The organism is Streptomyces sp. NPDC006385, from assembly GCF_040612485.1.
Classification (GTDB): domain Bacteria; phylum Actinomycetota; class Actinomycetes; order Streptomycetales; family Streptomycetaceae; genus Streptomyces.
In genome coordinates, this window is record NZ_JBEXQG010000041.1 from 49716 (window position 1) to 69247 (window position 19532).

The 19532-nt window shown below is 70.1% G+C and carries 21 protein-coding genes; 7 read left to right on the forward strand and 14 right to left on the reverse strand.

Translation table 11 applies throughout. The features are described 5' to 3' along the window. Positions 1-9: 9 nt before the first annotated feature. The 3 genes from ABZ078_RS27545 to ABZ078_RS27555 form a co-directional block, all read right to left on the reverse strand. Positions 10-1446: a family 43 glycosylhydrolase gene (locus ABZ078_RS27545; protein ID WP_356579490.1), complete on the reverse strand. Its 1437-nt coding sequence runs from the start codon at positions 1444-1446 to the stop codon at positions 10-12. Next, a complete protein-coding gene (locus tag ABZ078_RS27550; RefSeq protein ID WP_356579492.1) occupies positions 1428-2405 on the reverse strand; it encodes an arabinan endo-1,5-alpha-L-arabinosidase in 978 nt (325 codons plus the stop codon). Before ABZ078_RS27550 ends, ABZ078_RS27545 begins: the two co-directional genes overlap by 19 nt. Positions 2406-2567: 162 nt before the next feature. Continuing rightward, entirely contained in the window at positions 2568-3002 is a 435-nt protein-coding gene (locus ABZ078_RS27555; RefSeq protein WP_356579494.1) for an ATP-binding protein, read from the reverse strand. A gap of 172 nt (positions 3003-3174) precedes the next feature. Here ABZ078_RS27555 and ABZ078_RS27560 point away from each other — a divergent pair, with 172 nt between their 5' ends. The 3 genes from ABZ078_RS27560 to ABZ078_RS27570 all read left to right on the forward strand — a co-directional run bounded on the left by ABZ078_RS27560 (position 3175) and on the right by ABZ078_RS27570 (position 4912). Continuing rightward, positions 3175-4023, forward strand: coding sequence for a helix-turn-helix transcriptional regulator (locus ABZ078_RS27560; RefSeq protein ID WP_356579496.1), 849 nt, complete (start codon positions 3175-3177; stop codon positions 4021-4023). Then, complete coding sequence (locus ABZ078_RS27565; protein ID WP_356579498.1) at positions 4020-4271, forward strand: DUF397 domain-containing protein; 252 nt, start codon at positions 4020-4022, stop codon at positions 4269-4271. The genes ABZ078_RS27560 and ABZ078_RS27565 overlap by 4 nt, the downstream gene beginning before the upstream one ends. Before the next feature lie 119 nt (positions 4272-4390). Then, complete coding sequence (locus ABZ078_RS27570) at positions 4391-4912, forward strand: DUF2690 domain-containing protein (protein ID WP_356579500.1); 522 nt, start codon at positions 4391-4393, stop codon at positions 4910-4912. 65 nt (positions 4913-4977) lie between these two features. On the opposite strand, the gene ABZ078_RS27575 is transcribed toward ABZ078_RS27570, so the two are convergent. From ABZ078_RS27575 to ABZ078_RS27605, 7 genes are all read right to left on the reverse strand, one after another. Further along, positions 4978-5205, reverse strand: a complete 228-nt coding sequence (locus ABZ078_RS27575; protein WP_356579504.1) for a hypothetical protein — start codon at positions 5203-5205, stop codon at positions 4978-4980. Positions 5206-5590: 385 nt separating this feature from the next. Beyond that, entirely contained in the window at positions 5591-6250 is a 660-nt protein-coding gene (locus ABZ078_RS27580; RefSeq protein ID WP_356579506.1) for a DUF4360 domain-containing protein, read from the reverse strand. Positions 6251-6412: 162 nt separating this feature from the next. After that, positions 6413-7927, reverse strand: a complete 1515-nt coding sequence (locus ABZ078_RS27585) for an alpha-N-arabinofuranosidase (RefSeq protein ID WP_356579508.1) — start codon at positions 7925-7927, stop codon at positions 6413-6415. Between the two features lie 92 nt (positions 7928-8019). After that, positions 8020-8991, reverse strand: a complete 972-nt coding sequence (locus tag ABZ078_RS27590; RefSeq protein ID WP_356579510.1) for an arabinan endo-1,5-alpha-L-arabinosidase — start codon at positions 8989-8991, stop codon at positions 8020-8022. Further along, a complete protein-coding gene (locus ABZ078_RS27595) occupies positions 8988-9851 on the reverse strand; it encodes a carbohydrate ABC transporter permease (RefSeq protein ID WP_356579512.1) in 864 nt (287 codons plus the stop codon). Before ABZ078_RS27595 ends, ABZ078_RS27590 begins: the two co-directional genes overlap by 4 nt. Further along, positions 9848-10786, reverse strand: coding sequence for a sugar ABC transporter permease (locus tag ABZ078_RS27600; protein WP_356579514.1), 939 nt, complete (start codon positions 10784-10786; stop codon positions 9848-9850). Before ABZ078_RS27600 ends, ABZ078_RS27595 begins: the two co-directional genes overlap by 4 nt. Further along, entirely contained in the window at positions 10783-12141 is a 1359-nt protein-coding gene (locus ABZ078_RS27605; protein ID WP_356579516.1) for an extracellular solute-binding protein, read from the reverse strand. The genes ABZ078_RS27600 and ABZ078_RS27605 overlap by 4 nt, the downstream gene beginning before the upstream one ends. Before the next feature lie 214 nt (positions 12142-12355). Between ABZ078_RS27605 and ABZ078_RS27610 the strand changes: the two genes are divergently transcribed. Genes ABZ078_RS27610 through ABZ078_RS27620 form a run of 3 tightly spaced genes read left to right on the forward strand, consistent with a single transcriptional unit; the run spans position 12356 to position 15577 of the window. Beyond that, on the forward strand, positions 12356-12967 hold the full coding sequence (locus ABZ078_RS27610) for a toxin-antitoxin system, toxin component family protein (RefSeq protein ID WP_356579518.1): 612 nt from the start codon (positions 12356-12358) through the stop codon (positions 12965-12967). Continuing rightward, positions 12964-14190 (forward strand): MAB_1171c family putative transporter, encoded by a 1227-nt coding sequence (locus tag ABZ078_RS27615; RefSeq protein ID WP_356579520.1) that lies wholly within the window; start codon positions 12964-12966, stop codon positions 14188-14190. The genes ABZ078_RS27610 and ABZ078_RS27615 overlap by 4 nt, the downstream gene beginning before the upstream one ends. Continuing rightward, entirely contained in the window at positions 14183-15577 is a 1395-nt protein-coding gene (locus ABZ078_RS27620) for an FAD-dependent oxidoreductase (RefSeq protein ID WP_356579522.1), read from the forward strand. Before ABZ078_RS27615 ends, ABZ078_RS27620 begins: the two co-directional genes overlap by 8 nt. Before the next feature lie 25 nt (positions 15578-15602). On the opposite strand, the gene ABZ078_RS27625 is transcribed toward ABZ078_RS27620, so the two are convergent. Both ABZ078_RS27625 and ABZ078_RS27630 read right to left on the reverse strand, forming a co-directional pair. Continuing rightward, entirely contained in the window at positions 15603-16454 is an 852-nt protein-coding gene (locus ABZ078_RS27625; RefSeq protein WP_356579524.1) for an SMP-30/gluconolactonase/LRE family protein, read from the reverse strand. Continuing rightward, the gene (locus ABZ078_RS27630) at positions 16451-17224 is read right to left on the reverse strand and encodes an IclR family transcriptional regulator (protein WP_356579526.1); all 774 of its coding nucleotides are present in this window, start codon (positions 17222-17224) and stop codon (positions 16451-16453) included. Before ABZ078_RS27630 ends, ABZ078_RS27625 begins: the two co-directional genes overlap by 4 nt. Positions 17225-17492: 268 nt before the next feature. On the opposite strand from ABZ078_RS27630, the gene ABZ078_RS27635 reads away from it, so the two are divergent. After that, positions 17493-18077, forward strand: a complete 585-nt coding sequence (locus ABZ078_RS27635) for a DUF2269 domain-containing protein (protein WP_356579528.1) — start codon at positions 17493-17495, stop codon at positions 18075-18077. 23 nt (positions 18078-18100) lie between these two features. On the opposite strand, the gene ABZ078_RS27640 is transcribed toward ABZ078_RS27635, so the two are convergent. Both ABZ078_RS27640 and ABZ078_RS27645 read right to left on the reverse strand, forming a co-directional pair. Then, positions 18101-19354 carry a helix-turn-helix domain-containing protein gene (locus tag ABZ078_RS27640; protein WP_356579530.1) on the reverse strand — a complete coding sequence of 418 codons (1254 nt, stop codon included), beginning with the start codon at positions 19352-19354 and terminating at the stop codon, positions 18101-18103. Positions 19355-19356: 2 nt separating this feature from the next. Continuing rightward, on the reverse strand, positions 19357-19509 hold the full coding sequence (locus tag ABZ078_RS27645; protein ID WP_199847839.1) for a hypothetical protein: 153 nt from the start codon (positions 19507-19509) through the stop codon (positions 19357-19359). Positions 19510-19532 lie beyond the last annotated feature (23 nt).

Consider the following 19532-nt stretch of genomic DNA (forward strand, 5'->3'; position numbering starts at 1 on the left):
TGGGCTGTCCTACGCCGGCGTCAACCTCCACTGCTGGCAGGCGTTGTTCAGCCACGTCCACTGGCGTACGTCCGTTCCGTCCGCCGTGCCGCAGTTCGTCACGTCGGCCACCTTGCCCGTGGCCTTGTTGACGATGCGGACGTAGCCGCCGTCGGTGGCGACGAACTGGTAGCGCTGGCAGGTGTTGTTCAGCCAGGACCACTGCCGCAGGTCGGCACCGTCGGCGGTCGAGCAGTCGGCGGTGTCCAGGACCTTGCCGGTGGCCACGTTGACCAGGCGGTGGGTGTCGTCGCCGAGGTCCTCCAGGCGCCACCTCTGGTTGTTGCCGCCACTGCACGTCCACTGCTGGACATTGGTGCCGTCGGCCGTCGAACCCCCGGCCACGTCAAGGCACTTGCCGCTGTTGCGGTTGACGACGGTGTACGTCGTGGAGGCGGCGGCCGGCTCTCCGGAGGGCCCGGCGAGGGAGGTGCCCAGCCGGACCGGCGTGCCGAAGTTCGGCGTGCCGTCGGAGTTCCAGGTGAACTTCTGCGCCCGGGTGGTCCGGCCGTTGTCGCAGCCCTCGGACGCGGCGTCGTTGGCGTGGTAGACGATCCAGTTCTCGCGGCCGTCCGGCGAGGTGAAGAAGCCGTTGTGACCGGGCCCGTAGACCCCGTTGGCGTCGTTGCGCTGGAAGACGGGCGTGGACTTCTTCGTCCAGGAGGACGCGGACAGCGGGTTGGAGCCGGTGAGCTCCAGCTGGCCCAGCTTGTAGTCGGGTGTCCAGCAGCCGCTTGCGGAGTAGATGACGAAGGTGCGTCCGCCCCGCTGCAGCACCTCGGCGCCCTCGTTCACGGTGCCGCCCTGCCGCTCCCAGGCGTGCGTCGGCCGCGAGATCGTCGAGTAGGCGCCGCTGACGGTGTACGGGTTGGACATCGGCGCGATGACGAGGTTCTGCGTCCCCTCGGTGATCGCGCTGCCCATCATGTACAGCCGCCCGCCCACGTTGAGCACGCTCGGGTCGAGCATCCACACGTTGCTGAGCTGCCCCTTGTAGGTGTACGGCCCCATGGGGTCGGAGCCGGCGCTCTCCAGGACGTGGCTGCGCTGCGTCGGAACGTAGTCGGACACGTTCTGCCCGGCGACGTAGTACAGGTACCAGCGGCCGTTGAGGAAGTGCAGCTCCGGCGCCCAGATGTTGCAGCACCGGCTGGCCGCGTCGCCCTTCCACACCTGCACGCTGGGCGCGGTGGACAGCCCGGCGAGGGTGGTGGACTTGCGGATGGTGATGACGTCGGACCAACTCGTCGTCACCAGGTAGTAGTTGCCGTCGTGGTACGAGATCCAGGGGTCGGCGCCCTTGACGGACTTGACCGGGTTGGCGAACGAGGCGGCGCTCGCGGACGGCTGGCCGAGGCCGATCGCCAGCAGCAGGGCCGCCAGTAGGGTCAGTATGCGACGGGCCATCCGCTGCTCCAGTTCAGAAGGTTGATGCCGAGCTTGGGCTTACCGGCGTCGTTGCCGTCGTAGTAGTGGTAGACGATCAGGTCGCCGTCGACGTCCTTCATGATCGACTGGCCACCGGGACCGATGATGCTGCCGTGCGACTCCAGGACGGGCGTGCCGCCGTTGTTCCTCATGTCGACGCCGTTGCGGTCGCGGTACGGGCCGGTGACGCTGCTCGCCCGGCCCACCTTGACCTTGTACGTCGAACTCGTCCCGTTGCAGCAGGTGTCGTACGAGGCGAAGAGGTAGTAGTACCCGCCCCGCTTGACGATGAAGGGTGCCTCGACGGCCTTCGTCCCGGTGGGGCGGGACGCGAGGGAGTAGCGGGTGGTGTGGGAGGAGAGCTGCTTGCCGGTGGCGGGGTTGATCTGGATCATCTTGATCCCGGTCCACCAACTGCCGAAGGACAGCCACCACTTGCCGTCGTCGTTCACGAAGAGGTTCGGGTCGATGGCGTTGAAGTCGCTGGAGGAGCTGGAGCTGTAGACGATCCCCTGGTCCGACCAGCTGCCCGGCTGACCCGTGCTGGAGGTCGCGAGGCCGATGGCGGAGGTGTTCGAGCCGAACTTGGAGACCGAGTAGTACAGCCAGTACTTGCCGTTGTGGAACGAGATGTCCGGCGCCCACGCCTCGGGGACGGAGGAGTAGTTCCGCCACCAGCTCGGCTTGCTGGAGAAGGCGTCGCTGCCGTTTCTGAAGGCGATGCGGTCACTGGACGTCTTGTGGGAGATGCCGCCGCCGGTCGCGTAGAGCAGGTACTGGCCGGACGAGGTACGCATCATCGTCGGGTCGTGGACGATCGTGTCGCCGGTGACCCGGCCGGGGTAGGGGTACGCGGACGCCGTGCTCGGGATGAGGGCGAGCAGTGCGGCGGCGGGGAGGGCTAGCAAGGCTGTTCGGGTGCGCAGCGTGCGGGGCATGCGGGTCCTCCTTGCGGTGGGGGTACAGGGCTGATCGAAATCTCGAACAGCGATCGCAAGTTCGAACGGACCGTAGAATCGAACCCCTTGCGCGTCAATGGTTCGCGCAGCAACAAGCGGAACGCGGTGGTGGCCGACCGGGCGGAAGGGCGACCTCGCGCGTCAGGGCCGGCGCCCGACCAGCGACAGCCACCCCGGCAGATCCACCTCCGCCCGCACGGTCTTTCCGGGCGGCGCGTCCCGGTCCACCACCTCCCACCGGTCGGCCAGCGCCTCGACGAGGAGGAGGCCGCGGCCGTGGTCGTCGAGAGCGTGCGGAGGCCGTACGTCGCCGGGTTTCGGAGGGCGCGACTCCGTACGGGTGTCACTCACCTCGATCCGGATGCTGCCGGTGGGCAGGGACAGCCGCAGCTCGAAGTCCCGGCCGGGGACACGTCCGTGGGTCACGGCGTTGGCGGCCAGCTCCGCGACGATCGCGGCGACGGCCTCGGCGGCGTCGCTGCCGTGCGGGACGCCCCAGGCGTGGAGCTGGTTCAGGGCGAGGTGCCGGGCGAGCCGGGCGCCGCGGGGGGTGGCGCTGAGGCGCTGCGTGAACATACGTACGGTAACCGGGGGTTGGGGGGCGCGGGGTGCGGGCATGGGCCCAATCTGGCGGGGCGGAGGGCCGGTTCACCAGGTGGGCGGCGCGTACGCTGCGGGAGCGTACGTGGTTACGGTGTGGACAGTACTCGTGACCACCCGTAACCATGACCGCGGGAGGTGACCGACTGTGGTCGATGGTGCGGTGGGGACGGGTGCGGGCACGGGTGGCGAGCCGGAGTCGTCGGACAGCCTGCGGACGTTCGGGGCGGTCGTGCAGGCACTGCGGGAGCATGCGGGGCTGAGCCGGGAGGAGTTCGGGGACCGGGTGGGACTGTCCAAACACACCGTGGCTTCGGTGGAGTTGGGGCGGCGGATGCCGGATCCCGAGTTCGCCGAGCGCGCGGAGGGGGTGCTGGGGAACACGGGGGCACTGCGGAAGGCGGCACCGTGGCTGACTCGGCAGAATGGGTTGGCGGCTTGGTTTCGGCGCTGGGCACGGTTGGAGGCGACCGCGATCACGCTGTACACGTACGAATGCCGCTTGATTCCCGGGCTGTTGCAGACGGAGGCTTACGCACGGCAGCTGTTCGCCGACCAGTGGCCTCTGCTGGACGAGGCTCAGACCGAGACCCAGTGGCAAGCGCGAGCGGAGCGACAGCGGCTGCTGCGGGAACGACCGAACACCACCTTCGGCTTCATCCTCGAAGAGAACCTGTTCCTACGGCGTACCGGCGGTGTAGACGTCACGCGGAAACTCGTCGAGCACGTACTGGAGATCGCCGAACTGCGTAACGTCGAGATCCAGATCATGCCGTTGGTCCGAGAGTCTCATGCAGGGCTGGCGGGCCCCATGCAGTTGCTGGAGACTCCGGACAACAAGTGGTTCGCCTACTGCGAGGGGCAGCGCGGAGGCATGTTCGTGACCGACTCGAAGGAGATCAGCGTGCTCCAGAAGCGGTATGCCAGGATGCGTTCGCAGGCTCTCACCCTCCAGGACTCCGTGAGCCTGTTGGAGCGGATGCGAGGAGAGCTATGAGCACCAGCGAACTGGTCTGGTTCAAGAGCAGCTACAGCAGCAGCGGCGACGGCGACTGCGTCGAAGTGGCCCTCGCCTGGCACAAGTCCAGCTACAGCAGCAGCGGTTCCGGCGACTGCGTCGAGGTCGCCGTCACGCCCGCCACCGTCCACCTACGCGACTCCAAGGCGCCGGAGGAGAATCACCTGCGCCTCTCCCCGGAAGCCTGGGGCCTGTTCGTGTCCTTCGCCTCCGGCACGAGCGGCTGATCCGCCAAGGGAGCACACGCGGGCAACGACATGCTCCCTCTGCTCCCTCGTTGCGCCTTGTCTCTACGGCAACAGGAAACGACTCTGACCTTCCTGGCCGTACACCGAGGTGATTCCTGATGACGAGCAACCCCGACGACAAGCCGCCCGCGGGCAGGCGCAGTCGGCTCCGCAGCGCACCGGCGTTGGCCTTCTCGGTCGCCATCGTCGGCGCGGTGCTGGCCGCCTTCATGACCCCGCTCGGGGATCACATGATGAAGGCACTTCTCGACGAGCCGACCTGTCCCGGTGACGCCTGCGAAGGCAAGAACCCAGAGAGCCAGGGCTGCGGAGAGGACGCGCGTACCTTCAAGCCCGACGCCGGCAACCCCGCCCACCTCCAGATTCGCCACAGCGAGAACTGCAAGGCCGTGTGGGCGAAGATCACACGAGGCAACCCCGGAGACCTGGTCACGGTGGCCGTGGCCGGTGGAACGAAGCGGACCGCGGAGATCGAGTACGACAACGACCAGTTCACCCACATGGTCGCCGCCCCGGACGGGGAGTTCCGGATCACGGCCTGCGCGGTCCCGAAGGCGGGCGGCGCCAGCACCTTCGAGAATTACTGCATCCACGCCACGGAGGCCACTGCCTGGCGGTGACGAGCCCCGTGGACAAAAGCCAATGGGCCCCGGAACGAATTCCGGGGCCCATTGCCGTTATTTCGTCAGTGGCGGGCGGCGGCACCGTGCGCGTGCACGCCCACCGCGACGCCCTCCGGCGAGACCGCAGCGAAGACGTCGGCACAGGCGACGGCGCTCACGGACTCGGAGAGACCGCTGGTGAGGGTGCCCGTCAGACCGGCGGAAGCGCTGCCGCCCGCCTGGCCGCCGGCGACCTGGTCCAGGGCGGCGTCGGAGATCTCGGCCGTTTCTACCTGCGGGATGAAGTTCATAACCTGCGGTTCCCTTCGAGTGAACATTCTTCAACGGCGGAGGTTGCCGGAATTCCCGAACCGGAATCCGTTCCCGGCGCCCGCCGTTGCGCAGGATCAAAGCACGCCGAAGAGGAGACGGCCAACCGCTCCACCACGGTGCACGACGTATTCCGGAGATCGACTTCATCGCTATGACCACCGGGTTACCGAATACGCCAACTTCTTCACAGGACCCGCCGCACTCCCGCGTACCTGCCTATTGCGACCCGGTTTCCGAGACGGGCACTTCGGCGACAAGGCGGCGCTCGGCGACACGGAGGAGGCGGACGGCCAGGCTCCGGTATGACCTACCGGTGTGCCGGTGTGGACATTTGCCGGAGGTTTGGACGCGTGGCCGGTGTGACTACCTGCCCGGGCACTCCTTCCACGCCAGGTGGTACACCGTGCTGATGTCACCGTCCGTCGAGTCCATCGTCATGAAGCTGACCTTGTCCGGCGAGGACGTGCCGGCGCTGACCCTCAGCTCCGTGTTGATGTTGAAGTTGCGCTGAACGCCGCAGGGCGCCCAGACCAGTTGCGCCCAGTCGGTGCTGTCGGTGGCCTGCCAGTTGTCGTTGAGGGGGCCGCTGAAGGGGTGGCTGCGGTACTGCGTGTTCGAGGAGCCCTGGAAGTAGTACGAGGCTCTCTGCATGGCGCTCGCGCCGGGCTGGAGGGCGGCGAAGCCGCGGTAGTCGGCGCTGGCGATGGCGTACGTGAAGCCCTGCGGGACGTGCACGACCAGGTTGAGCTGGCAGTTCTTGCGGAACGCCGTGGGGTCGGAGTTGCCGCCGACCTGGGCGAGATAGTCGCTGTAGGTCACGGTGAAGGCGGTGTTGTCCTCGGAGACGGCGACGGCGGTGGTGCCCTGGGGGCAGCCGGAGCCGTTGACCGTGGCGACCTTGATGACGATCTTGTCCGGCGGCGGGTTCTCGAACGCGGGGGCCGCCTGTGCGGGCAACGCGCCGGTGAGCAGAGCGGTGAGCGCGCCGCCGCTCAGCAGCAGGCGCAGGAGTCCACGTGCCATGGAACTCTCCTTGGTTTGGGGGGTGACTGCGCCCCGGATCGTAAGGAGCCGCGTGAGGGAGGGCCAGGGCGAACTCCAGCCATTCACAAGCGAGTTGAGGGCTGAACGACCGCAGGGCCCCAAGACCGGCACGGTCTTGGGGCCCTGTGAAAATCTCTCCGGTCAGCCCAGCCGGATCACGTTCCAGGACAGCGGTTCCAGGACAGCGGTGAGGCGGCCGTTCACCAGCGCCGTGCCCTCGACCGGGTGCGGGGTGACCCGCTCGGGGTCGTCGAGGGTGTTGCGGGCGTCCGGGTCGGCGTCCGCGAGGGCGCTGTGCTCGACGACCTGGGTGAGGGCGAGGCCGTTCAGGGCGACTTCGAGCGGGAGGGCCTCGGTGCGGCTGCGGTTGACCGCGAAGACGGTGACGGTACCGTCCTCGGCGCGCACGGCGGTGGCGTGCAGCAGGTCGGTCTCGCCGAACTTCTTCGTCTCGTAGGTCGGGGAGTCCACGCGGACGTCCAGGACCTGGCCGCGGCCGTACTCACTCGCCTGCGCGAACGGGAAGAACGTCGTCTGACGCCAGGCCGGGCCGCCCGGCTCGGTCATGATCGGGGCGATGACGTTGACGAGCTGGGCGAGGCAGGCGACGGTGACGCGGTCCGCGTGCCGCAGCAGCGCGATGAGGAGCGAGCCGAAGACGACGGCGTCCAGGACGCTGTAGTTGTCCTCCAGCAGGCGCGGGGCCTCGGGCCAGTCGTCCTGCTCGAAGGTCTTGGCGCGGGCCTCCCACTCGGGCAGGTACCACACGTTCCACTCGTCGAAGGAGAGGTTGATCTTCTTCTTCGACTTGAGCCGGGCGCCCACGTGGTCGGCGGTCGCGACGACGTTGTCGATGAAGGACTCCATGTCGACGGCGGAGGCGAGGAAGGAGTCGATGTCGCCGTTCTCGGGCCAGTAGTAGGCGTGCAGGGAGATGTGGTCGACCAGGTCGTACGTCTCCTTCAGGACCGTCGCCTCCCACTCGGCGAAGGTCGGCATGGACTGGCTGGAGGAACCGCAGGCGACGAGTTCGACGCCGGGGTCCATCTGGCGCATGGCCCGGGCCGTCTCGGCGGCGACGCGGCCGTACTCCTCCGCCGTCTTGTGACCGGTCTGCCAGGGGCCGTCCATCTCGTTGCCGAGGCACCAGAGTTTGATGCCGAAGGGGTCCTTGTCCCCGTGGGAGACGCGGAGGTCGGACAGGGCGGTGCCCTCGGCGTGGTTGGCGTACTCCTGGAGTTCGAGGGCTTCCGCGACTCCGCGCGTGCCCAGGTTGACGGCCATCATCGGCTCGGCCTGGGGGCCGATCTTGCGCAGGAAGTCGATGTACTCGGAGAGGCCGAAGCGGTTCGTCTCGGTGGAGTGCCAGGCGAGGTCGAGGCGGCGAGGGCGGTTCTCGACCGGGCCGACCGAGTCCTCCCACCTGTACCCGGAGACGAAGTTGCCGCCGGGGTAGCGGACGGCCGTGACGCCGAGCTCGCGGACGAGGTTCAGGACGTCCTGGCGCAGGCCCTTGTCGTCGGCGGTGGGGTGGTCCGGCTCGAAGATGCCGGTGTAGACGCAGCGGCCGAGGTGTTCCACGAAGCTGCCGAAGATACGGGGGTTGACCTCGCCGACGGTGAAGGCGGGGTCGAGGGTGAAGCGGGCGGTGTGCATGCTTGCCTTTCGAGGTTCCGTTTTGTCTGCAGGTGATTCGTGGCTTGTCGCGCCCACGCGGCGGAGCCGCACGTTGATACAGCCCCGCGCCCCTAGAGCAAACGCGGCCAGCCCTTCTTGTTCCAGCTCAGCGTGTTCAGCCCCAGCTTGGGGGTGCCTTCGTCCTCTGCGTCGTAGTAGTGGTACGCCAGGACATCTTTGCCTCTGTCCCTGAAGACCGACTCGCCGCCCGTGCCGATGTAGCGGCCGTGGCCCTCCAGGACCAGGTCGCCGCCGCCCTCCAGCATCGGCTTGCCGGCGCTGTCGACGTACGGGCCGGTGACCTTCAGCGACCTGCCGACCTTGATCTTGTACGTCGAGTTCACGCCCGAGCAGCAGGTGTCGTACGAGGCGAAGAGGTAGTAGTGGCGGCCGTGCTTGACGATGTACGGGCCCTCGACCGCGTAGGGGGCGTCGGGGCGGGTGGCCAGATGGTGGACCTTGGCGCCGGGGATCGCCTTGCCCGTCTTCGGGTTCAGCTCGACCATGCGGATGCCGGTCCAGTACGAGCCGAAGGACATCCACAGCTTGCCGTCGGCGCGGATGATCGCCGGGTCGATGGCGTTCCACGTGTCGGTCGTCTCCGAGGTGAAGACCTTGCCGTGGTCGGTCCATGTGCCGGGCAGGCCCGTGCGGGACGTGGCGACGCCGATCGCGGAGTGGTTGCTGCCCCAGGAGGAGACGGCGTAGTAGAGCCAGTAGCGGCCGTCGCGCCGGGAGAGGTCGGGGGCCCAGGGGTCGGCCTTGTCGTTGTACTCGTACCACCAGGCCGGGGGCTCGGCGAAGGCGTTGCCGGCGTCGGTCCAGTGCCGGCCGTCCTCGGACAGGCGGGCGCCGATGATGCCGCCGGTGGAGTAGGCGACGTAGCCGCCGGACTTCAGGCGGGAGACGGTCGGGTCGTGGATGATCTCCTGGCCGGTGATCGGGCGGGGGTCGGGGTGGGTCTCCGCCGCCTGTGCCGTGTGGGGCAGCAGGGCCAGGAGCGTGGCCGCCGCCAGGGTGGTGAGGGTTCTGCGCAGGGTCACTGTCCCGCCAATCCCGTGTGGGCGACGCCCGCCACGATCTGCCTCTGGAAGAACACGAACACGATGATCAGCGGCAGGCCCGCCATGAGGCCGCCGGCCATGAGCTGGGCCCACTGGATGCCGTAGGAGTTCATGACGGTCGCGATGCCGTTCGGCATGGTCATCAGGTCGGGGTTGTTGGTCACCATGTACGGCCACAGGAAGTTGTTCCACGAGGCGATGAAGGTGAAGATGCCGACCGCGGCGAGGGAGGGACGGGAGAGCGGGAGCACGATGGTGAAGAAGACGCGCCAGCGGCCCGCGCCGTCGATGAAGGCGGCCTCCTCCAGCTCGCGCGGGATGCCCTGGAAGAACTTGTAGAGGATGTAGACCATCGCGGCGGGCGCGCACTGCGGCAGGATCATGCCCCAGTAGGTGTCGACCATGCCCATCTGCTGGACGGTGGTGAACAGGGGGACGCCGAGGACGGCGGGCGAGACCATCAGGCCGGCCATGACCAGGCCCAGCAGGGCGTTCTTGCCGCGGAACTCGGTGCGGGCGAAGCCGTATCCGGCGAGCGCGCTGACCAGCAGCACGACGGCGGTGACGCAGACGGAGACGACGACGGAGTTCACGAACCAGTTGGTGATGTTGCCGGTGTCGAAGATGGCCGTCCACGCCTGGGTGGTCCAGTCCTTCGGCAGCCAGTGCGTCGGCACCTCGACGGCCTCGGTCTCGGACTTGAGGGAGGTGAACAGGGCCCAGGCGAGCGGGGCCACGAACACCACGGAGACGGCGGTGCCGAGCAGGGTGAGGACGATCTGGCTCGGCGTCCAGGGCTTCCTCGCCCGTACGTTGGCTTGTACCTGTGTGGCGGTCATCGCACGCCCTCCTCACGCTTGCGCAGCAGCCACATCCGCGCGACGGCGACGGACGCGATGATCACGAAGAAGATGATGGAGATCGCGGAGGCGTAGCCCACGCGGTAGCTGGTGAAGCCCTGTTCCAGGGTGTACTGGACGAAGGTGCGGGTCGATTCCTCCGGGCCGGGCATGAAGTCCAGCATCACGACGGCCTGGTCGAAGACCTGGAGCGAGGCCAGGATCTGGAGGGTGATGACGAGGCCGGTGATGGTGCGCAGCATCGGCAGGGTGATGTGGACCATGCGGTGCCAGGCGTTCGCGCCGTCCAGCTTGGCGGCCTCGTAGAGGTGGTCGGGGATGCCCTGGAGTGCGGCGAGGTAGAGCAGGAAGCTGAAGCCGACCGTCCACCAGAGCGTGCAGATGACCACGGCGAGCATCGCGTACGACTTGTCGGTCAGCCAGGGCGTGTCGAGGCCGAAGACGTGGTTGATCATGCCGGTGCCGGGGTTGAACAGCCACTGCCACAGGTTGGCGGCGACGGTCGACGGCAGCAGGAACGGGGCGAAGAAGCACAGCCGCCACAGCCATTTGCCGCGCTCGATGTGGTGGGCGAGCATCGCGAGGAAGAAGGCGAGGACCGTGATGCAGGGCACGACCAGGAGCGTGAAGTAGGCGCTGTGGCCGAGCGTGTTCCACACCAGCGGGTCGTCGAGGGCCTCGCGGTAGTTGTCGAGGCCGACGAAGTTCGCGCTGTCGCCGGAGATGTTGGCGTCCGTGAAGCTGAGGTAGACGCCGCGCAGCAGCGGCCAGATCACGAAGAGGGCGAACAGGGTGAGGAACGGGGCGACGAACCAGCCGCCGTGCTGGAAGCCCTGCTTGCGGCGGAGGGTGGCGGTGCCGGCGGCGGTCTTCGCTCGCGCGGGGGCGATGAGGGTCTGAGCGCTGGTGGTCATGCGACCGCACCTCCCTGCGCGGCGGTCTTGCCGTCCATGGGGTTCTTCGAGGCGAGCAGCCTGGTGAGCTCGCTCTGCATCCGGCGGGCGGCGGTCTCCGGCTTGGCGGAGCCCATCGTGGAGGAGACGATGACGGGGCCGACGCGCTGGGCGAGGATGCCGGTGGACCCGGCGAACCACACCTTCGGCTCGGTGGCCTGGTGGTCCATGGCCGAGACGTACTCGTTCTGCGGGCTCATCTTCTTGTACGCGGCCGTGGACAGGACCGGCCGGTAGGCGGGGATGTGGCCGCCGAGCGCCCACTGCTGGGCGTGCCTGACGATGTAGGCGGCGAGTTGGTGGGCGCCCTCGTTGGCGGGGCCGCCGCGGTCGGACTGGTGCGGCAGGACGAAGGCGTGCGACTCGGCGTGGGTGGCGGGCCTGCCGAAGACGGGCGGCAGCGGGGTCGCGCCGTAGTCGATCTTCGCGGTGTCGTAGACCGGCACGGACCAGTTGCCCTCCCAGACGAAGGGGGAGCCGTTGACGAACTGTTCGGCGCTCGCGGTGCCTCCGAAGCTCGGGATGGCGTATCCGTCGGTGATGTGCCGGCGCAGGAACTCAAGGACCTGGGTGGCCTTGTCGGTGTCGAAGGTGACCTCGGTGTCGGCGTCGTTGAACCAGGTGCCGCCGAGCTGGGTGTAGAAGGCGACGAAGAACCACCACTGGAAGTTCTGGTCGCTGTTCCAGATGCCGATGGTCTGCAGGCCCCTCTTGGTGGCCTTCTTGGCCTCCTTGAGCACGTCGAACCATTCGTCGGTCGACGTCACGGGCACCATCCGGCCGTCGTCGCCGAGCAGCCCCGCCTTCTTCAGCACGTCCTTGCGGTAGAAGCAGAGCTGGACGTGGCTGTCGAGCGGGACGGCGTAGAGCTTGCCGTCGATGACGCCGCGGTTCCACAGCTGGGGGTTGAAGTCCTGCTTGCGTACGCCGTACCTGGCGAGCAGGTCGACGTCCCAGGCGTCCAGGAGGCGGCCGGGCGAGAACCCGGTGACGCGGCCCATGTGCATGACGCCGAGGTCGGGTGCGCGGTTGCCCGCGGCGGCCATGGCGAGCTTGGTGTAGAAGGGGCTGCCCCACTGGAGGGTGGAGTCCTTGACCGCCATGTCCGGATGGTCCTTACGGAAGGCGTTCAGCATCGCGATCATGTTGTAGCCGTCGCCGCCGCTGAAGAGGTTCCAGTACCGCACGCGTGTGTCCGCGCCGGAGGCCAGTGCGTCGGCGCCGGTGCCCAGGGCGGCGAAGCCGAAGCTGCCGGCCACCGCCAGTCCGCCGGCGGTGGCCAGAAGTTGCCTGCGATTCAGGCCAGGTCGTCCCATTCCCTGCCCCACCTGTTCGAGATATCGAATTGTGCTCGTAACTTCGAACGGGACCGTAGGGTGGAAGCCCTTTCCCGTCAATGCCTTCCGCACGAATTCCTGGCGGTCGCGGTCGTTCCCGCTTGAACGACGGGCGCCGTATCGCATGACGCGAACACACCGGGCCGCGTAGGCTCGAACAGCCTGCCGACCGGCGGGGGAAACAGGGGGTGCGATGGACATCGCGGGCGCGCGCGAGAAGGCGGCCCGGGTCGCTTCGGTGCTACGGCTGCGGCGCTCTCCACGCGCCGCGGCGATGCGCGACCTGGCCTCCGATCTGAGCGCCGCCCTGCGGGCCAGACCGCGCCCCCCGGCCGACGTGCGCGAGATCTGCCACGCGCTGTGCGAGGAGATGAGCGCGCGGCGCGGCGGACGGCCCGTGGAACTGCGCTTCGAGCGGTTCCCCGACGAGATCGAAGTGACCGGGCTGTGGGTGGAGTTCCAGGACTTCGACCTGGTCATCGTCGAGGAGCGGGCCGAGGCGGTGCAGCAACTGGTCATCCTCGGCCATGAGTTGTGGCATCTGCACGCCGGGCACGGCCATCACCACACGGCCGGCGCGGCGGCCGCGCACGCCCTCGCCGGCCGGCCCGGCTGGGACGACCTCGCCCTCACGGTGGCCGCCCGCGACGGTTCCCGCGAGCGGGACGAGGCCGAGGCCGACGACTTCGGGCACCGGCTGGCCGCCGCGTTCCGGCCGCTGCTGTCGGGGCAGGGCGGCGACGCGCCGCTCGGGCCGGTGCAGCGGTCGTTGGGGTATCGCGGGAGCGGGAGGACGGTGCGGTGACCCGGCTGGCGCTGGATCCGTCGGGGCTGCTCGGCGAGGTGTACATCTCGTTCTGGATCCCGACCGTCGTGCTGACCGCCGCCCTGGCGATCAAACTGCCCACCATCATCCGGCTGTGGCGGGACCCACTGCTGCGCGCGGTCGGCGGTCTGCTGCTGCTCGCCTGTTCCGTGTTCGTCTTCGCGGCCCCGGCGACGATCGCCTGGGTCAACCGCGTCACCGGTGTGCCCAACATCGCGGCGCCCCTGGTGTACTCCCTGCTCACCGCGTTCTGCGGCTCCTGTCTGCTGCTGATCATCGCCTGGCGCAACGGCCTGTCCGACCGCAGCGCCGAGACCCGCCGCGCCATGCGCCTCGTCATCTGCGCGTACTCGGGTGTGATCGTCGCGCTGTGGGTGCTGTTCGCCCTCGCGGACGCGCCCGTGGAACGGGTGCGGGACCTGGACACCTACTACGCCAACACGCCGTTCATGCGCGAGGAGACCCTGCTCTATCTCCTCGCGCACTGCACGGCCGTACTCATCACGTCCCGGCTGATCTGGAACTGGGTGCGCACCGACGGACTCGACGCCTGGCTGCGCTGGGGACTGGTGTGCCTGGGCGTCGGCTACGCCCTCAACCTCATCTTCGACGCGGCCAAGCTGACCGCCGTCGCGGCCCGCTGGACCGGCAACGACCTGGACTGGCTCAGCACCGACCTCGCGCCGCCGGTCGCCTGTCTGTCCGCCATCCTCATCGCGGTGGGCTTCATCCTCCCGCACGCCGGCCAGTACCTGCACGACCGCTGGCGGGTCCGCCTCGCCCACAACGAACTGCGGCCGCTGTACCTGCTGATGCGGTCCGTCAACGGCTCCGGCGTGCGGTCCGTCCTGCGCGCCACCCCGGAGCTGCGGCTGATCCGCCGCGAGACCTTCATCCGCGACGTCCTGCTGTCGCTGGCCCGGCACATCGACGAGGACCTGCGCGGGCGGTCGTACGACGCCGCGCTCGCCCTCGGCTTCGCGCCCGCCCGGGCGAAGGCGCTCGCCGCCGCCGTGACCATCCAGGACGCCGTCGACCGCAAGAGCCGGGCCCCGGACGGGGACGGCGGCGGCGGTCCCGACACCACCGACCTCCTCCAGGAGATCGGGGCCGTCTCCCAAGCCCTGCGCCACCCCGACGACATCGAGGCGGTCCGTGCCCGCACGGCCGCCCCAGCACAGAACGTGCCCGTACATGACTGAACGCCCCACGACCGCCGTCGTCCTCGGCGGCTCCCTCGCCGGCATGCTCGCCGCCCGCGCGCTCGCCGACGTCACCGACCACGTCACCGTGGTGGAACGCGACGTACTGCCGACCGGGCCCGAGCCCCGCAAGGGCCTGCCGCAGGCCCGGCACGTCCACCAGCTGTGGTCGGGCGGGGCGCACGCCCTGGAGGAGCTGCTGCCGGGCGTCGTCGGACGGCTGCGGGAGTCGGGGGCGCACCGACTGCCGGTGACCACGGACATGGTGGCGCTGTCGCCGTACGGCTGGTACCGGCGGTGGGCCGAGTCGCACCACATGCTGCTGTGCGGCCGGGACCTGCTGGACGCGACCGTACGGGCGGCCGTCCTCGCCGACGAGCGCGTCGAGCTGGTCGAGAGGGCCGAGGTGCTCGGGCCGGTCGGCACGGGCGCGGCCGTGACGGGCGTACGGATCCGGCCCCACGACTCGGCCGAACGGATCGTGCCGGCCGGCCTGGTCGTCGACGCCACCGGACGTGGTTCGCGTGCGGCACGCTGGCTGACCGGCCTCGGGCTGCCGTCGGTCGAGCAGCGCCAGGTCGACTCCGGAGTGGCGTACGCGAGCCGGGTGTTCCGGGCGCCCGAGGCGGCGCGGGAGGGGTTCCCGGTCGTCAACGTCCAGCCGGATCCGCGCGCCGGGAAGCCCGGGTGCGGCGGGGTGCTGCTGCCCGTCGAGGACGGACGGTGGATCGTCACGATCTTCGGGTCACGGGGCGGTGAACCGTCCGTCGAGGCCGCGGACTTCCTGCGCTACGCCCGCGAGGAGCTGCGGCATCCCGTCATCGCCGAACTGCTCGCGCACGCCGAGCCGTTGACCGACGTGGCGTACACCCGGACCACGGCCAACCGGCGCCACTACTACGAGCGGATGCCGGCCTGGCCGGAGAACTTCGCCGTGCTCGGCGACGCCCTGTGCGCGCTCAACCCGATCTACGGGCACGGTATGTCGGTCGCGGCCCAGGGCGCTCTCGCCCTGCGGGACGCGGTACGGCGGCACGGCTGGGGTACGCCCGGTCTGGCCCGGCGGATCCAGCGGGCGGTGGCGCGGCCGGCGTCGGCGGCGTGGGACCTGGCCCTGGGGATGGACGTGTTCTACCCCGGGGCGACCGAGAGCGGACCCACCCTGCGTGACCGGATGGTGGCCGCGTACGTCGACCGGCTGATGCACACCGCCACCGGCAACGGGCGCATCGCCCGGCGCGTCACGGACGTGACGTCCCTGGAGCGCGGGGCCGGGGCGCTGCTGGCCCCGTCCGTGCTGCTGGCCGCCGTGGTCGGCCCGCTCAAGCCGGCGTTGAGCGGGCCGCCGCTGACCGCGGAGGAGCTGAAGGCGGCGGGGCTGCGGTAGGCGCGACGCCCGCGGCCGAGGTGCGTCAGCCGGCGAACGCCGGTTGCGCCAGCCCCTTCCCCGCGCCCGGCACCACGAACAACGACCCCGCCAGCGCAGGCGGCGACGCGAGCCCCACGCGGGCCGTCGTGATGTACAGGTCGGTCAGGTCGGGCCCGGCGAACGCGCACGCCGTCACCCGGGGCACCGGCAGCGCGATCACCCGGTCCAGCTCACCGTCGGGCGTGTAGCGACGTACCGCCGCGCCCTCCCACAGCGCCACCCAGACGCACCCCTCGGCGTCGACGGTGAGACCGTCGGGGAACCCGGCGCCGTCCTCGATCTCGACCAGCGTGCGCCGGTTCGCGGCCCGGCCGTCCGCGAAGTCGAAGACGTCGACGCGACGGGTCGGCGAGTCGATGTAGTACATCAGGCGCCCGTCCGGGCTCCAGCCCGTGCCGTTGCTCACCGTCACGTCGTCGAGGACCACCTCGGCCGAACCGTCCCCGGTGTGCCGGGACAGGGTGCCGCCGCCCGGTGCCTCGTCGTAGCGCATGGTGCCCGCCCACAGGGAGCCGTCGGGGGCGACGGCGGCGTCGTTGGCGCGGCGGCCGGGGACGGGGTCGTGGTGCAGCCAGCGGAAGGAGTCGTCCGGGTCGAGCAGGCCGACGCCGTCCCGGAGGTTGAGGACGAGGCCGCCGCCGACGCGTGGCTTGACGGCGCCGATGTGCTGGTGCGTCGTACGGACCGTGCGCCGCCCGGAGACGGGGTCGTAGCCGTGGATGCGGGACCGCAGGATGTCGATCCAGATCAGCCGGCCGCTGTACGGGTCCCAGGTGGGCCCCTCACCGAGCTCCGCCTCGGCCCGGACGGCCACCTCGTACGTCGTCGCCGTCATGCCACGCTCCGGTGGCCGAGACGCTCCGACAGCTCCGCGGCGCCCTTGGCGGCGAGCTGCTCAAGCTCGGCACGCCGGTCGTCGCTCCAGCGGATCATGGGGACGGAGATGGACAGGGCGGCGACGACCTGCCCGGTACGGTCCCGCACCGGCGCGGCCACGCACGACACGTCCGGGTTGGACTCCCGGCTCTCGACGGCGATCCCCCGCTCCCGGATCTCGGCGAGGGCCTCGCGCAGGGCGTCGGGCTCGGTGATGCTGTTCGGAGTCATGGCGACGAGCTCGACCGTGTCGGGGAGACGGGCGGTGAGCTCGTGCTCCGGAAGGGAGGCCAGCAGCATCTTGCCGACGGAGGTGCAGTGCGCGGGGAGCCGGCGCCCGGCGGCGGACACCATCCGCACCGCGTGCGTCGAGTCCACCTTGGCGATGTAGATGACGTCCGTGCCCTCCAGGATCGCCACGTGCACGGTCTCGTCGCAGGTCTCGGCGACGGACCGGGCGACCTGCTGCCCCTCGGCCGCGAGGTCGAGCTGCTCGGCGTACCGGCTGCCGAGCTGGTACGGCCGCACACCGAGGCGGTACCGTCCGGGCTGACCCGGTACCTGGACGATGTACGACCGAGCGGCGAGCGTGGTGACCAGCTCGTGCACGGTGGTGCGCGGCAACTGGAGCTTGCGCACGATGTCCGGGGCGGAGAGTGTGCCGTCCCCGTCGAGGAAGAGCTCGAGGATGTCGAGAGCCCGGGTCACGGCTGGTACGAGGCGTCCCACGGTCCGGCCCCCTCCCTTGGATGTCAGTGAGGCTGCGTTCGAAATTTCAACAGCCGATCGGGATAACGAACACAGGCTACTCAAATTCCGTTTACCCCGGCAATGGGCCTGCGGCAGCCGATCAAAAGCTCAGCCGCGAGGCTTCCCCCGGGAGGACCCGGGCACGGCAGGGGCACGGCCGGGGCACGCCGGGTACTCCGAAGCCAGTACGCGTGGTTACTCCCGCCGTCAGACGTCGTCGGCGGACCGGCACGGCACGGTGTGGTCCATGCCTTCCACGTCGCCTTCCACGTCGCCTTCCACGTCCTCCAGGAAACTGCGCCGGTCCGCACGCCGGGTCTGGCTCGTCGTCCATGTCGTCGCCTCCGCGAGCTGGCTCGGGCTCACGCTCGGGCTGCTCGCGCTCGGGATCACCGCGGCCGGCACCGGGTCCGCGGTGACCGTGGAGGCGTCCGTGCGGGCCATGAAGCTGTTCGCCGACTGGCTGCTGCTGCCCGTCGCGTTCCTCACGCTGGTCAGCGGGCTCGTGCTGGCGCTGGGCACGCAGTGGGGGCTGGCGCGGCACCGGTGGGTCTACGTCAAGTTCTGGGTGACCCTCGCGACGGCCACCGCCACCGTCTTCGCCCTGCGCCCCGGTGTGAACGCCGCTGTCACCGCCGTCGCCGCGGGCGGCCCCCTGCCCGACGCCGGGGACGTCCTGTTCGGGCCGATCGTGTCGCTGTCCGCGTACGTCTTCATGACGGTGATCTCGATCCTCAAGCCCTGGGGCCCGACCCGGCGCGGCCGCCGCCTGCGTGCCGCCCCGGACTCCCGCAGGCCGACGCGCGCCGCGCGCGCCCCCGAGGCCGTCTGACCCGCCCCGGCCTCTTTCCACGGCTATCGGGGCGGCTCCCCCAGTTCCCCCCTCAACCTCTGTGCCCGCAGCACCAGTTCCAGCTCGAACCGCCGGTCCGGGTCGTCCATCTCGTCGCCCCACAGCTCCCGGATCTGGCGCAGCCGATAGCGGACCGTCTGGGGATGGACCCCCAGGCGGGCCGCCACCTCCGGGGCGCCGCCCCTGGTCTCCAGCCACGCCAGCAACGTCTCCGCGAGCCGCCGGCCGTGCGTGGGCCCGCAGTGCGCCAAGGGCGCCAGGCAGCGCAGTGCCAGGTCGTCGATCAGCTCCTCGGGTTGCAGGAGCACCAGCGCCTCGGTGTGCTCGGTGCAGTGCAGGACGTCGCCGGTCGGCAGCAGCCGCCGTTCCATCAGCCGTACGGCGGCCTCGGCCCAGCGCAGCGACTTCGCCGCGTCGGAGAGGGGGACCGGCGGACCGATCGCCCCGGACCAGCCGGTCAGCGCCCGGTGCAGCAGTTCGGGGCGGCCGGCGGCGTCCGGCTCGGGGACGACCATGCGGGGCTGCTCGTACTCCATGTCGAGCAGCACGCCCTGCCCGACCGCGGGCGCCATCGCCTCCCGCGCCGGTCGCAGCAGCACGCCCACCGCGACCTTCTCGGGCAGCGGCCAGCCGATCCGGGCCGCCCGCTCGGTCAGGGCGTCCGCCGGGTCGCCCCGGTGGTGCTCGGCCAACAGCAGTTCCATCAGGCGGCGTTGGAGGCGCAACCGCTCGCCGGCCTGGCGTGCGGCCGCCTCCGCGTAGCCGCGCACCGACTGGTCGACCAGGCCGTCCAGGTACTCGTACCCCGCGTCCACCAGCTCGTACATCGCGGGCGGCGGTATGTCGACGCGCTGGCCGATCTCGGCGAAACGGCGCCAGGCCAGCCGTACGCCCAGCCGGTAGATCGCCTGGAGGGAGTCCAGGGAGCGTCCGTTGAGGCCCTCGCCGCGGCCGAACTCCTGGAAGACGCCGGGCGGGACGGTCGGCCGGCCCTCCGAGGTCTCCAGGTGCTGGACGAAGACCTCGATCGCGCGCCGGATGCCGACCAGGGCCATCGGCTCGCCCGACTCGTCGAGGACGACGGGCAGATGCGGGTACTCGCGCTGGATCTCGCGCAGGATCTCCTCGGCCAGGGCGGGGGCGTCCGCCATGGCCAGCTCCGCGAAACGGCGCACCTGGAAGCGGGGTACGTCGCGCCAGGCCGAGCGGGTGGGGGAGGCCGTGGCGGCGGAGGCCGTGGAGCGGGTCGCGGTCACGGTCAACTCCCCTGGCCCGCCTGCTCGTACGTGATCAAGGGTGTGTTCGGCTGGTCGGGCGTCGCTTCCAGCAGCGCGACGACGCCGAGCGCGGCACCCACCGCGAGTACGGCGGCGAGCACGACGGTCAGCGCGGCGGCGAGCAGTCTGGGCATCGCAGGGTCAGCCTCTCTGTCCG